Consider the following 15,486-nt stretch of genomic DNA (forward strand, 5'->3'; position numbering starts at 1 on the left):
GTTCCGCAAAGCAGGAGGGCGGCGCGACGCTGGCGCGGCCTGCGGCTGACGGTGCCCAACCCTGTCATGTTTCCCCCGCGGAATGTGCTGGCCGGCCTGTGGCGGACGCAAGACGCATAACCCCTAATATTAGGAAATACATGTGTATCGCCGTCCGAGCAATCGGCGTGATTGCTCGTCGCGTGAAATTGCACAGAACGGCGAAGGGCTCGAAACAAGCAGATGCCGCCAGAGCCGATCCCGGGAGCAAGAGGGCTGAGCATACTCCATTGGGGTTGGGGAGGCGCGTGCCGGCACTACCCTCGCTTGCGCAGGCGACCGCATCGGCCGTTGCCATGCCGGAACCTCAACGCAGGCACGCCGGTCCAGACCGACTTCAATTCCGTAATGGCGAGCTCCTCGTCAGAACTTCACACTGAAGTCCGCCCTGACGCCATGGTCGCTGGCCCCGGAACCGAGCTGGCCCTGATAGGAAACGCCGAGCGTTGCCCTGGGCGCGATGGCGAAGTCGAGGCCGGCTTCCAGCATGGCGGCATCCTTGGCGATCGGCGCACCGGCGATCTGGAAGAGGCTGGAGCCGGTGAAGGCCTGGCTGACCGTCGGGGTGATGTCGCCGAAGCCATGCCGCCAGCCGATCATGCCGCGCGCGGTCGCCTTGATCGTGCCGAGGTCGAAGTCGGTCGAGGCACGGATGCCCAGCGTGGTGAAGGTGACGTCGTTGGAGCCGCTTTCGACGGTCAGTGCCGACGCCCCGCCCTGCTCGGTGAAGCCGTTGGTGTGGACGTTGACATAGGCGAGATTGGCGAAGGGCTCGAGAGCGACGCTGCCCACCTTGATGCCATAGCCAAGTTCGCCGAAGACCTGCGTGGTGCCGGCACGGTAATCGCCGGTCAGGCTGTCGGTGAAGCCCGGGAAGGAAACCTGGCGGCCGCTGTCGATCTCGCTCCATGTGTAGGCAAGGCCGGAGCGGAAGGCGAGCGCACCCCATTCGGTGCCGCCGTAGATGCCGAGATGGTAGTTGTCGGTCGAGGCCGAAGAGCGCCTGTCATCGACCTTCAGCGAAGAATGGCTGTAGCCGGCGAGGAAGCCGAGGCGGATGTCGTCGGTGACGAGGCCATCAATGCCGGTGACGAAGCCGCCGACGGAGCGCGACAGCTTCGCGGCATTGCCGTCGCTGTCAAACCGGCCCCAGGAGCCGAACACCGAGCCCCAGGCGCCATAACGTTCGGAGGGCACCGCAGCCGTGCTCAGCTCCCTGGCATCGTCGCCATAGCCCATCAAAGGCACGGCACCGACCGTTTCGAAAGCGGAACGAAGCCAGTCGTTCATGGCCTCGCGTACGAAGCGGCTGTCTTCGAGCAGGCCGGTGACCGTCGAAGCGTTCACCTCGCCCGACAGGCCGTCGAAGGCGACAAGGGCCGACGACACATCCGGCACGCCGGCAATGGCGTTGTAGAGCGCATTGCCCTCACCGAGGCTTTCGGCGGCCGCCGCGACGGCCTTCTGGTTGGGCGTTTCGCCGATCGTCGGGAAAGCCACCGCGTTGCGGATCACGTCCAGATAGACAGCCTTGGGATCATAACCCAGCGCGAGATCGATGAACGGCGCGTTCTGATCGAGCGCGGCATAGGTGCCGGTGACGCCACCTGCCGCGGTGAGGAGGGTATAGCGGCTGCCCGGCGTGTAGCTGCCCGTCGCCTTGGCGGCGAACACCGTGCCGCCCTGGATGCTGGCGGCACCGGTGACGTCGATGCGGTCGGAACTGCCGTCTGGCGCGATCTCGGCCTCATAGGTGGAACCGGTGAGCTGCGTGTAGTTGCCGTTGACCGTCAGCGTGCCGATCGAATTGCCGGGCGCGATCGCGCCGGCGACGGTGACGGCTCCGACCGTGCCGGTGCCCTGCAGGCGGCCACCGGCGAGAACCTCGACGGTGCCGCCGAGCCTGCCGTTGACGGAGAGCACGCCCTGCCCGACCGAGGTCGTGCCGGTGAAGGCCGAGCTGTCGCCGGTGAGCGCCAGGGTGCCTGCACCGGTCTTGGTCAGACCGCTGCTGCCGGTAAGACCACCGGACAGCGTCAGCGTCGTGCCGGCATCGGTCAGCAATGTGCCGTTTCCGGTGAAGGTGACAGCGCGTCCGCTCGTCATGTCGGCAGTCGTACGCAGCGTGCCACCGTTGAAGATCAGCCCGCCGGTGCCGAGGTTGGCGTCGGCAGAAACCTGCAGCGTGCCGGCATTGATGGTGGTGGTGCCGGTGTAGGTGTTGGTGCCGGTGAGCGCCAACGTGCCAGCGCCGGTCTTGATCAGCGAGCCGCCGGTGCCGCCGCCGGCGCCGCCGTCCTGCACGATGCCGCTGATCGTCTGGTCGCCGCCGAGCCCGCCGAGAGTGAGCGTCTTCGATCCGAGCAGCACATTGCCGGCGCCCGAAAGCGCGCCGATCGCCGTGCCCGTCGTCGCGCGCGAGATGTCGACGCTGCCGCCGGCGGTGTTGGTGATCTGCGCTGCGGAAGCATCGGCCTCGGCCCGGAACAGAACGCGTCCGCCATTGCCGTTGACGATGCGCGCCGAACCGGCGCTGGTCGTATCGCGGAACAGCACCGTGCCGTCATTGCTGATGACGGCATTTGCGGCGGTCGACGTGTCGAAGAAATCGGCAACGCTGCCGGCCATGTTGGAGATCGTGGCCTGGCCGGCCGAGGCGCCGTCCGTGAAATTGGTGCTGGCGCCGTTGCGATTGAGGATGATGGCGCTGCCGGCGCTAGCGTTTTCCCAGAAACTCACCGCGCCGGAATTGTCGAACTGCGCCGCATCGGCCGTGGCGGTGCCGCGGAACGAAACCGCGCCCAGGCTGCCGTTGACGATCTGCGCGTGGTCGGCACTGCTGCCATCGGCGAACTGGATGAAGCCGCCATTGACGCCGGGCCCGGTGCTGGACGCCGTGGTGAGCTTGAGGTTTCCGGCGCTGGTGCCGTTCTGGAACAGCAAGGCACTGCCGGTTCCGACCGCAACCGCGCCGCTGCCCAGCGCGCCCGTCGCGCCGACGGACAGCATGCCCTGGCTGATCGTCGTGCCGCCGGTGTAGCTGTTGGCGCCCGACAGGACGAGCGTGCCGGCGCCGAGCTTGGAAAGGCCGCCGGTGCCGCCGAGCGATTGCGACACGGTAAAGGTGTTGAAGGCGCTTGATATGTCGAAGCCGCCGCCGGTCGCACCCCAGGTGATGGCGCGACCGGTACCGGTGAAAGCCGTCCCGCGCACCTGCAGGAAGCCGCCGTCGAAGGTCAGTCCGCCCGAAGCAGCACCCAGATTGGCGTCGGTGTCCACCGACACCCTGCCGCCCAGCAGCGAGGTGCCGCCGGTGTAGGTGTTAGCGCCGGTGAGGACCAGCGTGCCGGAACCGACGACGTTGAGATGGTTGCCTGCGCCGTCCTGGATGACGGAATTGATCGTCGTCGTTCCCGTGGTGACGTTGATGATGGAGCCGGTCAGCGCCGCATTGCCGGCATTGGCGCCGGCGACGCCGATGGCGAGATTGCCGGAGAGAAGATGATAGCCGTCGGTGTTGAACTGCAGCGTGTCGAAGCTCGGCGTGCCGGGAGCAACGGTCACGGTTCCAGCTGCACCGCCGAATACGGCCACCGAGCCGCGCCAGGCATCGTTGATGGCGCCCGCGATCGGATCGGCCGTCCAGTTGGTGTTTGCGCCATCCCAGATGCCGTCGCCGCCGCCGGCGCCGGGGGTCGCGCCCGAGGCATCGGAGCCGTCCCAGTGCTGCAGCAACTGGCTGGCGTTGCGCACGGACAGGTTCACCTGGTTGGGGATGACGAAGACATTGGCATCGGTGAAGCCCGGTGTGACCAGCGCGTCGAATGCGCCGGCAATGGTGCCGCCAACGTCGAAGAGCCGGTAATAGCCGGCCGACGCCGCCGAGACGTTCAGCGTCCCGTCCATCGTCAGGTTGCCGCCGACCGTGACCAAATCGTTGGTCGGCCCGCCAGCGACATTCGGCGTGCCGAATTCGAACACGGAGATCGAACCGGCATCAAGCGTCAAGTCACCGGCGATCGTCAGCATGCCGGGGCTGGCGCCGGCCGAGAGCATGCCGCCGCTTTGTACCGCCACGTCGCCGGCGATCGTTCCGCTGCCTTGCAGCGTGCCGCCGCCGGCGACATTTACCACAGCGGCGTTGCCGGCCGTATCGCCGAACGTGCCTTCAACGCGCAGGATGCCCTGGCTGACGGTCGTCGTGCCGCTGTACTGGCTACCGGTCGTGTTCGAACCGGACAGGATCAGCGTGCCGGTGCCGGTCTTCGTCACAGTGCCGGTGCCGGAGATGACGCCAGCCAATGTCGCCTCGCCGCTGCGGTCGACGATCAATGCGCTGTTGTTGACGATGTCGCCGGCAACGGAACCCGTGCCGCCGCCATCGCCGAGTTGCACCGTGCCGGCGTTGATCGTGGTGGCGCCGGCAAAGGTGTTGTCGCCAGTCAGGACAAGCTTGCGCGTCCCGTCCATGGCCAAGGAGCCCGTGCCGCCGATCGTGCCGCTGAGGATCAGATCCGCAAAGTCGGCTGCGGTCAGGGTGGCGCCGGAGGCCAGGTCGATGGTGTTGTTCAGGACCAACCCGGTGGTGATGGTGGCCAGGCTGGCATTGCCGGTGACGCTCAGCGTGCCGGTGCCGAGAGAGCTATTGGTGTAGACCATCAGATCGCCGGCTCGCAGTTCGACACCGCCATTGAAATTGTTCGCGCCGCCGAGCGTGACGCCGATGCCGTCGACCAGCAAGCCGCCATCGCCGGAAATTGGGCTATTGAGGCCAATCGAATTCGCACCGCTCAGAGTAAGCGTGGCGCCATTGGCAAGCGTGACCGGAGTGACCGTCCCAATGGGCCGCAGGGACTGTAGCGTTGCGTTGCCCGTGACGGCAAGGGTACCCAGGCCGATGCTGCCGCCGATCCTCAGCGTGCCGCTGTGCAGTTGTACGCCGCCGCCGAATGTATTGTCGCCGGCGAGTGTAAGCATGCCCGTGCCGCTGAACGACAGGCCGGCGCTGCCGCTGACCAGCCCGCCGAGCACGATGTCGTTGGGTCCATTGATGGCGAGATCGGTATTGAGCACGACCGCATTGCCCAGGTTGACGTCGGCGCTTGCATTGAATGTTGCCGGACCGTTGACGGTCAAGGCGCCCAAGCCAAGGGAGGTGTTGGCGCCGACGGTCAGGCTGCCGGCCAGCAGGTTGACGCCGCCCGCGAAACTGTTCGCGCCGCCCAGCGTCAGATTGGCGGCACGGGATTTGGTGATCCCGCCCAACCCGCCGATCGTTCCGTTGAGTGCCATGTCGTTGCTGCTGGCGATGCCGAGGCCGGCATTGAGATTGAAATTGTTTGCCAGGCTTACAGCGGTGTTGGCATCCAGCGAGCCGGCGCCGCTGACGGTCACCGCACCTGTGCCCAAAGCGGTATTGTGGCCAACAGTCAGCGCGCCGCCCCCGAAATTGAAGCCGCCGATGAAAGTGTTGGCGCCGTTGAGGACCAGGCCGGGGGCGCCTGCAAGGCTCATCCCGCCCGCGCCGCCGATAACCCCAGCGAGGATCAGCGGGCCGCCACCGGGGCCGAAAGTGAGCGTGTTGTTGAGCACGACTGTGTTGCCCAGCGCCACACCGGATGCAGCGGTCAGACCTGCCGGACCATTGACGGTCAGCGTACCGACACCCAGCGCGCTGTTGTTGCCGGCATGGACCGAACCGGCCTGCAGCACGGTGCCGCCCGTATAGTTGTTCGCACCCGCCAGGAGGAGGTCGCCACTGACCAGCGTCAGCGAGCCGGCGCCATTGATGTTGCCGCCGAGCGTCAAGGCGCCGGCGCCGTTGAGGGTCAAGGCGCCGTTCAACTGCACCTGATTGGTCATGGTGCCGGTGAAGGCCGTATTCAGGCTTGCCGGCCCTCCGACGAGGAAGAGGCCGGTGCCGAGAGAACTGGCTGTCACCAGGGTCAGCCCGCCGCCATTGAGCGCAAACCCTCCGGAAAAATTGTTGCTGGATGCAAGCGTCAGCGTGCCGGCGCCGTTCTTGATCATGCCGCCGCTGCCGCTGACTGTGCCCGCCAGGGTCAGGCTGTTGGCGCCCTGGACGATCAGGCCGCCGGCCAGGTTGACGTTCTGGGAAAGCGTCAGCCCACCCACCGAAGCCTGGATGGCGCCGCCATTGCCGGTGAGAGGGGTGGTGCCGAAGGAAAGCGCATTGTCGAAGATTGCGGTGCCGCCATTCAGCGTGGCGCCACCGCTCACCACCGCGCCCTGCAGCGTCCATGTTCCGCTGTTGAGCGTGAGGTTCTCGAAATTGAGATATTGCGAGGCTGAAACGGTGCCGCTGCCGCCGCTGCCCGAGCCTGGTCCGCTGACGGTGTTCTGCAGCACGAGGCTATCATTGCCGCCGATGCCTGCATCGACCGTTCCGGTCGCGGCAAAGGTGAGAAAGCTCACCGGCACCTGGGGTGTCGGTATGGTGACGCCGGGCAAAGCCACTCCCGTTGCGCCTAGCGAAGAACCGGTCACCGCCACGAACGCATCGTTGCTGAGTGTGGTGCCCAGACTAACGCTGCCATTGATGGTGCCGGCGTTGACGAAACTGTTTCCGCCGCTGTTGGGGCTGGCGAAGGCGACCCGTCCCGTAATAGTGCCGGTGTTGACGAAGTTGACGTTGCCGCCACCATAGATGCCGACGGCGATACCATCGTCAGGCTCGAAAGCGCCCAGCGGGACGAGACCGATGGTCCCGCTGTTGCTGATGACGGTAGTGCCCTGGTTGGCGACCACGACGGCAGCACCACCGAGGCCGAACGTGCCGTCGAGAGTGCCTTCGATCGAGCCTTGGTTGTCGATATTCACGAGACCGGAACCGGGCGTGACGAGATTGCCCACCGCCAGGGCCCGGGCTAAGACAAGCGAGCCGGCCGCGTTCGCGTCGATCGCGCCGAGATTGTTCAGCGTCAGCCCGTTGCCGCCCAAGGTCATGGCCGTACCGCCCGGCAACGTGCTCATGATCGCTCCGCTCTGTACGGTGACGTTGAGCCCGTTGGCGTTGGACAGGAAGCTGTTCGGATTGGGCGGCAACAGGATCGGGACCCCGGTGCAGGAGACGACGGCGTCGTCCGTCGGGGACGCCGGGGTGCAGGCCGCCCAGGCCGGGTCCGCTGCTAGCAGCAACGTCAGTGGAGCGGCCGAGCGCAGCAGAGCCATCCGGAATGTGCTGGTTTTCCGACCGGCCAGCCATGCAAGCATGTCTTTGCTCATCTGCGGCTCCCCCTCCACACCGTGATATTCAAAACAGCTAAAAAAGCAACCGCCTGCCACCGCGCCGCTCGTACACCGTCCTCATAGTCGGGTCGGATGTGAGCCCCTGCGGAAGAGGGAGACCTCCTATTTTCTAAAGCCTGCAGCGCCATCCCATGGGCGCTTGCACTAAAACTTCACACTGAAGTCCGCCCTGACGCCATGGTCGCTGGCCCCGGAACCGAGCTGGCCCTGGTAGGAAACGCCGAGCGTGGCCCTTGGCGCGATGGCGAAGTCGAGGCCGGCTTCCAGCGTGGCGGCATCCTTGGCGATCGGCGCACCGGCGATCTGGAAGATGCTGGAGCCGGTGAAGGCCTGGCTCACCGTCGGGGTGATGTCGCCGAAGCCGTGCCGCCAGCCAATCATGCCGCGGACTGTCGCCTTGAGGGTGCCGAGGTCGAAGTCGGTCGAGGCACGGATGCCCAGCGTGGTGAAGGTGACGTCGTTGGAGCCGCTTTCGACAGTGAGTGCCGACGCCCCGCCCTGCTCGGTGAAGCCGTTGGTGTGGACGTTGACATAAGCGAGATTGGCGAAGGGTTCGAGGCCGATGTTGCCCGCCTTGATGCCATAGCCAAGTTCGCCGAAGACCTGCGTGGTGCCGGCACGGTAATCGCCGGTCAGGCTGTCGGTGAAGCCCGGGAAGGAAACCTGGCGACCGCTGTCGATCTCGCTCCATGTGTAGGCAAGGCCGGAGCGGAAGGCGAGCGCACCCCACTGAGTGCCGCCATAGATGCCGAGATGATAGTTGTCGGTGGAGGCCGATGAGCGCCTGTCATCGACCTTCAGCGAAGAATGGCTGTAGCCGGCGAGGAAGCCGAGGCGGACGTCATCGACAATCATTCCATCGATGCCGGTGACAAAGCCGCCGACCGAGCGCGACAGCTTGGCGGCATTGCCGTCGCTGTCGAAGCGGCCCCAGGAGCCGAACACCGAGCCCCAGGCACCATAGCGTTCGGAGGGCACCGCAGCCGTGGTCAGCTCCCCGCCATCGTCGCCATAGCTCATCAAAGGCACGGCACCGACCGTTTCGAAAGCGGAACGAAGCCGGTCGTTCATGGCCTCGCGTACGAAGCGGCTGTCTTCGAGCAGCGCTGTCACCGTCGAAGCGTTCATCTCGCCCGACAGGCCGTCGAAGGCGGCGCGCGCCTCGTCGGCCGACAGCGGCAGCAGCTTGTTGTAGAGCGCCAGCGACTGGCCGCTCTGCTGCAGCGTATCGAGCGCGCCTGCCGTCTGCTTGCGATTGTAAGTATCGGCGACCGTCACGAACACCGGCTTCTCCCTGGGTTCTTCCGGTTTCGAGCCCTTGATCGCGATCTTGAGATCGACGGCGTTGGCGCTCTGCAAAAGCGACGCATCGAGGAAGGCCGAGCGTGACAGCACCGCCGGATCGAAGCTGCCGGTGACGCCACCGGCAGCCGTCAGGATCGTGTAGGTCTGGCCGTTCTGGTAGCTGGTCTGGGCATCCAGTGCCGTCACGGCCACCTGGCCACCGCCCAGTGTCGCCTTGCCGGTGGCGGCGATGCGGTCGCTGGTGCCATTGCCGGCGATCTCGACCTCATAGGTCGAGCCTGCAGCAAGCGACATATCGCCCGTTACATTCAACGTGCCGATCGAGTTGCCCGGCGCCACCACGCCGCCATTGACGACGTTGAGGCTGCCGACCGTGCCGTTGCCCTGCAGGCGTCCGCCGACCAGTACATCGACCGTACCGCCGAGCTTGCCGTCGACGGAAAGGATGCCTTGCTTGACGGCGGCGCCGCCGGCAAAACCGGAACTGTCGCCGGTCAGCTTCAACGTGCCGAGATCGGTCTTGATCAGTTGGGAATTGCCCTGCAGCGCCGCGCTGATGGTGGCGGTGTAGCCGGCGCCTGCGCTGCTACCGTCGCCGACACGGATGACGGTGCCGGGGGTCCCGACCAAGGTCAGCGCGTCGCCGGCTATGACATAGCCATTGTCGGCGAACTGCATGCCGCTGACCGCCACCGGCGCCGTACCGGAATTGTCCACCGTCACGGTGCCGGCCGGACCCTGGAAGACGGCGAAATTGCCGTCGGCCCATGGCGCGTTCACCGCGCCGTCCCGCGTCGTCCAGTTGTTGTTCGCGACGTCGTTGCGCCAGATGCCGGCGCCCCCCACGATCCGGCCATTGTTGCCGGGATTGGATTGCGCGTCGAGCGGATCCCAGAAGGTCAGATTGAGCCCGGCGGTGTTGACGAGGTTGACCTGCTTGTCGACTGCCGTCTGCACGAACAGCGTTCCGGGCGCCGTGCTGGAGGGCACGCTGGCGATATCCAGCGTGTTGTCGGTCAGCGTGCCGCCATAGCTGGCGATGCGATAGATGCCGGCGTCGAAGGTGCCGCCGGGGGCCAGCCTGACACTCAGCTTGCCGTCGAGGGTCAGGTTGCCGCCGACCTTGACGAGATCGTTCAGGGCACCGCCGGGGACATTGGCCTGACCGAACCCGTAGCCGAGCCTCGTAAAGTCGCTGAGGGTGAGGTTGCCGTTGATGGTCAGCGTGCCGGGAGCTATCCCGAGATTGCCGGGCGCAAGTGTCGTCCCGTCGGCCATCGTTACATCGCCGCCGATCGTACCGCTGCCGCCGAGGGCAGCTGTGTTGGCGACGATGGTCTGGCCGGTTGCCGCCGTCTGGTCGCCATTGACGAGCAGGGTGCCGTTGAGCACGAACGTGTTGCCGGTATAGCTGTTGGCGCCCGTCAGCGTGGTCACGCCTGTGCCGACATGCTGCACGATACCGTTGCCGGAGATGAGCCCGCCGAAAGTGACTGCATCGGAACGATTGAAAGTGAGGCCGGAATTGTTGACGACATTGCCTGCAATCGAACCAGAGGTGCCGCCATTGCCGAGCCGCAATGTGCCGTCGTCGATCGTGGTGGTGCCGGCGTAGGTGTTCGCGCCGGTCAGCGTCAGTATGCCCTGACCGGACTTGATGAGCCCGCCCGTGCCCGAAACGGTGCCGCTCAAGGTCAGCATCGTGCCGATATCGGTCAAAACGGTGCCGTTGCCGGCCAGTGTTATATTGCGCGCGGTTGCAATGTCCGCAGTCGCCTGCAGCGTGCCGCCGGCGAAGGTGAGGCTGCCGCCGCCAAGGTTGGCATCGCTGGAGATCGAGAGCGTGCCGTCGTTGATTGTCGTGCCGCCGCTGTAGCCGTTCGTGCCGGACAGCACCAGCGTACCGGCGCCGGATTTGGTCAGGCCTCCCGGCCCGTTGAGCGTTTGCGAAACCACGAAACTGTTGCTGGCATCGAGTATGTCGAAGCCGCCGCCATTGGCGCCCCAATTGATGGTGCGCACGGTCGACGAAAACGCGTTGCCGCCCACCTGCAGCACGCCGCCGTCGAAAGTCAAGTCTCCGCCGCCGAGATTGTCGTCGGCCAGCACGGACAAGGTTCCGTCGGCAATGGTCGTGCCGCCCGAATAGCTATTGGTGTTGCCCAGGACCAGCGTGCCCGCTCCGGTCTTGGTCAGGCGCCCGGCGCCGGAAATGACACCGGCGAGCCCGGATGTGGTTGCGTCGGTCTCGACCGTGCCGTCCGCTGCGAGAACGACTGCGCGCATGCTGGCGGTTGCGGCTGTCATGCGCAGCGTGCCGCCATTGAGCGTCAGCGTGGCGGAGGGATCGCCGAGCTGGCCGTCGGCGGAGATCGACAGCGTGCCCTGGCTGATCGTCCAAGGCGTGACCGCATTTGTCGAACCGGTCAGCGTCCAGGTGCTGGTGCCGGTCTTCTCGAAGGTGTCGAAGTTCCGGTACTGCGCGCCAGGGCCGATGGCCGAGGCATCGAAGGTGCTGTCGGTGGTGCCGCCGAGGCGGAAGATATCGTTTGTTCCGTTGCCGGCGAGCACATTGCCGATGATCGTCGAACCGGCGCGTAGCTCGAGGGAGAGCCAGCCTGCCACTCCGCCCAGCGTGATGGCATTGGTCGAGCCGGCGCCGGCCTGGATAGTGCCGCTGTTGATGATGGAGCCGATCGAGGAGGCGCCATCCCCACGGATTGCGGCAGCCTGGTTGCCTCCGATCAATATGCCGTGGTTGGTTATGGTGCCGCCGCTGGTACGAATGGCGATCGCGCCATTGCCGGCTGCCGTTCCACTGAGATTGGAGCCGCCCTGGATCGTGCCGTAATTCGTGACGGTTGGCGTGCTTCCGGCAAAGCTCATGAAAACACCGGCGCCTGCGAAGCCTTGCGTGCTGTTGCCACCTTGGATCGTGGCGCCGGCATTGTTGATGAGCACGTTGTTGGTGCCGGATATGCTCACGCCGGCGAAATTGTTGCCTGCACCACCGCCCATCCCGGTTCCACCGATGATCGAGCCGTTGTTGGTGAGGGTCACGCCACCGGTCACGCCGGCGGCAAAGGAACCGATTGCGGCTGCGGTCGTCGCGTCGCCGCCCGTGATCGTTCCATTGTTGACAACGGCTCCACCGTTGCCGCCCGGGGTCAGGCCGTTTATGAAGAGACCTCCGGCAGGTGAGGTCCCCGACTGATCTCCTCCTTTGAAGTTTCCTTCGAGGTTGAGCGTACCGCTCGGAAAGGCACCCGAAAAGGCGATGCTGGCGGTAGCGCCGGACACGCTTTGGCCCAACAATTCGAAACCCTGGGTGTTGATCGTTATCGTCTTGCTGGGCGTCGGCAGGGGCGTCGTGTTGGTCAACACCGAGAAGCTGCCGGTCAGGGTAATGGTCGAAGCGGCATCCGACGATGCGTTGGCCGCCGCGATCGCGTCGCGCAGTTGCTGCTCGGTGCCCGCGGTGAAATCCGCCGCAAGCGCAACCGGGGCGTCGCTCAACTGTGCAGCGACGAGCGCCGCAAATGAAACGCCTGCGAAATACGCATTCCGTTTGGAATGTCGAACGGTCGACATCGGCCGTGGCCCCCTCTTGTTGCGGGGCCGCCACCCCGTTTCTTCGCCAGGTCGAGAAGGTCGAGAGAATCAACCGCCGCTTTCGATTGACCTTGCGGCAAGAGGCATAAAAGCAAGTGCTAATGAACGCAATCGCCTAAATGCGCGTTCGCCGCTGGACCAGCAAGACGGTTTATAAAGACTGTCTTTGCCAGTGAAAAAATGCGGCCGAGGCCTGCCGCCCGCCGGCACATCGACGGACCGCTTCGCACAGCGATACGGCGTGCGGTCGCAGGGTGGCGGTTCGAGGCCATCCGTGATCAAGCTTCTGCCGAGGGGCAGTTGCAAACCGGGATGGAGAAACATGGCGCTCAAGCGGATGGACAATGTCGGGATCGTCGTCGAAGACCTCGGCAAGGCGATCGACTTCTTTGGCGAACTCGGCCTCGAACTCGAAGGACGGGCCACGGTCGAAGGAGAATGGGCCGGGCGCGTCACCGGGCTCGGCGACCAGCATGTCGAGATCGCCATGATGCGCACGCCGGACGGCCACAGCCGGCTCGAGCTCTCGCGCTTCCTCAGGCCATCCGTCGTCGCGGATCACCGCAAGGCCCCGGTCAACGCCCTGGGTTACCTGCGCGTGATGTTCACCGTGGACGATATCGACGGAACGCTTGAAAGGCTCCGCAATCACGGCGCGCAGCTCGTGGGCGAAGTCGTCGACTATCAGGGCGTCTATCGTCTCTGCTACATCCGTGGGCCTGAAGGGCTGCTCATCGGGCTCGCCCAGGAACTCGGTTGAGCGCAAAGGGAGGGCCCGATCGAAGCCGGTTAGCATCCCGATTCGCCGTCTCGCAACGACGGCGCGTGCTCTCCAACCGTGAGTGCAGCCCGCCCTCCCGGGCACTTCGCCCCGTAGAGTGACGGGGAGAAGTGGTTGGCTGCAACGATGGCGCTCGCTCCGCGGGCGATGGCGGCCCCTTCATCGAGATGCGCTGCGCGTTTCTTCAGTTGGGATCGTCGGGATTGTCGGCGAGGCAGCCGACGCCGTGGCAGCCCTGGTAATTGCCGTGCACGTCGAAGTTCGGGAAGCCTTGCCTGTCGAATTGCGGCCGCGGATCGATACCGGCGTCGGGATCGTCCACCAGGCAGCCGGCGCCGTGGCAGCCATTGTAGCCGCCATGGTCACGGTGGTTGCTGATGGTGTGGGAGTGCCTGTCGGCCGCGCCGGCGATAATGGCGCCCAGCACGACGCCGGCCACCATCGCGCCGGTATCATGGCCGTGATGGTCATACATGCGGGCGTTGTGGTCGAAAGTGTCGCCACGGCCGTGATGATAGCCGCCGACATCGGCGAACACGCCCCGGCAGCCCTGGGCGACCCAGATGTAGCGGCTCTTGGGATTATAGCCCCACGTCTTGTTGACGATGCAGGGGCTGCTCGATTCCTGGAACACCAGGTGCGGCTGCCGCAGCGGGCCGGCGAAACATTCGTCATAATGGTTGTCGCGCGACATGCATTGGACCGTCGGCCCTTGCTGGGCATGGGCGCTCGAAAGCGCGGATGGAGCGGCGAGCAGCAGCACGGCTGCAGCGAAACTGCGGATCATCATGTAGGCTTCCCTCTAAACGGGCCCCTTGCCCGAGATTGCTCAGTCGTTGATGGCGATGATCTTGACCTGCTTGCCGTCCCCGATACCGGAGAACCAGATCTCGCCATCGCCGATCATCACGCCCTGCCAGTTGGCGAACAGCGTGGCATAGGTCTGTTTGGCAACCGCCGCTTTCACCTTGGCGGTGATGACGCGATCATAGTCGGCTATGAAGTGAGCCGCGTCTCTGACCTTGATGGCCTTGTCGCCGATGCGCGCCTGGAACGGATAGTCGACCAGGCCGGCCACGGTCGCCTTGTCGCCAGCGGCAATCGCGGCCTGAAGTTTGGCGAAGAACTCTGCATAGGGCTTGTGCGCGCCGAACAATTGATCGAACGACTTGTTCATGTCCGCAGCCGACTGCGCAAAAACAGGCGAGGACAGCAACAGGACAGCCAATGCAGCGACCAGTAATCTCTTCATGTCGAACCCCTCCAATCGATATTTAATAAAACAAGATCCTATTTACTCTTATATAAGCCAAGTCTTGCATAGCAACGCATGACAGGGTTTGTCGGCGCCCTTCATTGCCTCGCCAGCCCGTGCGCGGACGAAGCAGTCTGGCCGCTACGATGGCGCTGCTACCCGAAGCGGCGGCGGTTGACGAAAGCCTCGGCGAAAGCGCCCCTCTCCCCGTTTGCGGGGAGCCGGCCGGCAGGTGAGGCGTGGCGCGAAAGGTTCTTCGGGATGGATTCGCCGAACGGGCATCTCGTCCCCGGAGCGGGGGACCGGCGGAAGGTCGCGGCTGTTGCTACCGCCTGGCCAGATTGTCCTTGAGGCCGGCCCGCAGGGCATCGAGGCTCCAGCGGCCGGCGCCGGCGGTGACAAGGTACATGCACACCACGCTCGCTAGAGTGAAGCCGGTCGCTTCCACCGAGGGCCAGTCGAGCCCTGCCTGGTACCAGTAAGGGTACATGATGAAGAAATTGATGGAGAGGATGAGCGCGGCAAGGCGCGTGAACAGGCCGACCAGGATCAGCGAGCCGGCCAGGATCTGCACCCACCGCGAGGCCCAGAAAATCAGCATCGGCTGGTCGAGGTCGGGCAGATGCACCAGAGTGGGGATGGAGCAATAGAGATAGGCCAGGCCACAGGCGATGCGCAGGACGCTGAGCATCTGCGGGGAATAGCGGTCGAGATCCATGGTGCTAAATCCGACGAATGGGGGCAACCGACCATGCGCATAAAACAACGCCCTTCACCACTGAAATGCGCGTGATCGGGCGCGTTGCGGCGGGTCCGGCAGATTTCTGGCCGCAGTCGTGTTCCATAAGACACGGGCGCTACGATGCCGGGGCTCCGCGTAGGGCGGATCGAAGGTGGCGAGGACACACCGGCCTGTTCTGGACTGCAAGGTCACAACGGCCCGGAACTGGTTTCGCGCCGCAAGCCACGGCGCTCGAAGGCGAGGGGTAGGGCGAGGCTCGACCTGGGAGAATGCCGAAGCAAAATCGAGCCTCAAGCCCACTGACATCCCCTCGTCAGCAGGGTGAACTTTGCCAGCAAACAGTGAGTCGGGCAAATTCCGCGCGATGGGCTGGGGCGTTACCCCCAGCCTTCATGCCGCTTTCGCCTACCAGCCGCCGCGCCAGACGCGTTCACGCCAGCAGCGCACGCGCCATTCGCCACGACGCCAGACGCGCCGGCACAC

General features: G+C 65.1%; 6 protein-coding genes. 1 reads left to right on the top strand and 5 read right to left on the bottom strand.

Annotated elements, in window-relative coordinates:
- Positions 1-402: 402 nt before the first annotated feature.
- Both L4923_RS28895 and L4923_RS28900 read right to left on the bottom strand, forming a co-directional pair.
- Complete coding sequence (locus tag L4923_RS28895; RefSeq protein WP_239370557.1) at positions 403-7,284, bottom strand: autotransporter domain-containing protein; 6,882 nt, start codon at positions 7,282-7,284, stop codon at positions 403-405.
- Positions 7,285-7,452: 168 nt separating this feature from the next.
- A complete protein-coding gene (locus L4923_RS28900; RefSeq protein ID WP_239370558.1) occupies positions 7,453-12,204 on the bottom strand; it encodes an autotransporter domain-containing protein in 4,752 nt (1,583 codons plus the stop codon).
- 343 nt (positions 12,205-12,547) lie between these two features.
- Between L4923_RS28900 and L4923_RS28905 the strand changes: the two genes are divergently transcribed.
- Positions 12,548-12,985, top strand: coding sequence for a VOC family protein (locus tag L4923_RS28905; protein ID WP_239370559.1), 438 nt, complete (start codon positions 12,548-12,550; stop codon positions 12,983-12,985).
- Positions 12,986-13,190: 205 nt separating this feature from the next.
- On the opposite strand, the gene L4923_RS28910 is transcribed toward L4923_RS28905, so the two are convergent.
- The 3 genes from L4923_RS28910 to L4923_RS28920 form a co-directional block, all read right to left on the bottom strand.
- Positions 13,191-13,796 carry a DUF3011 domain-containing protein gene (locus L4923_RS28910; RefSeq protein ID WP_239370560.1) on the bottom strand — a complete coding sequence of 202 codons (606 nt, stop codon included), beginning with the start codon at positions 13,794-13,796 and terminating at the stop codon, positions 13,191-13,193.
- Between the two features lie 39 nt (positions 13,797-13,835).
- Positions 13,836-14,258 (bottom strand): hypothetical protein, encoded by a 423-nt coding sequence (locus tag L4923_RS28915; RefSeq protein ID WP_239370561.1) that lies wholly within the window; start codon positions 14,256-14,258, stop codon positions 13,836-13,838.
- A gap of 328 nt (positions 14,259-14,586) precedes the next feature.
- On the bottom strand, positions 14,587-14,979 hold the full coding sequence (locus tag L4923_RS28920; protein WP_239370562.1) for a DoxX family protein: 393 nt from the start codon (positions 14,977-14,979) through the stop codon (positions 14,587-14,589).
- Between the last annotated feature and the right edge of the window lie 507 nt (positions 14,980-15,486).

It is taken from the genome of Terribium retamae (assembly GCF_022347545.1).
GTDB lineage: Bacteria > Pseudomonadota > Alphaproteobacteria > Rhizobiales > Rhizobiaceae > Mesorhizobium > Mesorhizobium retamae.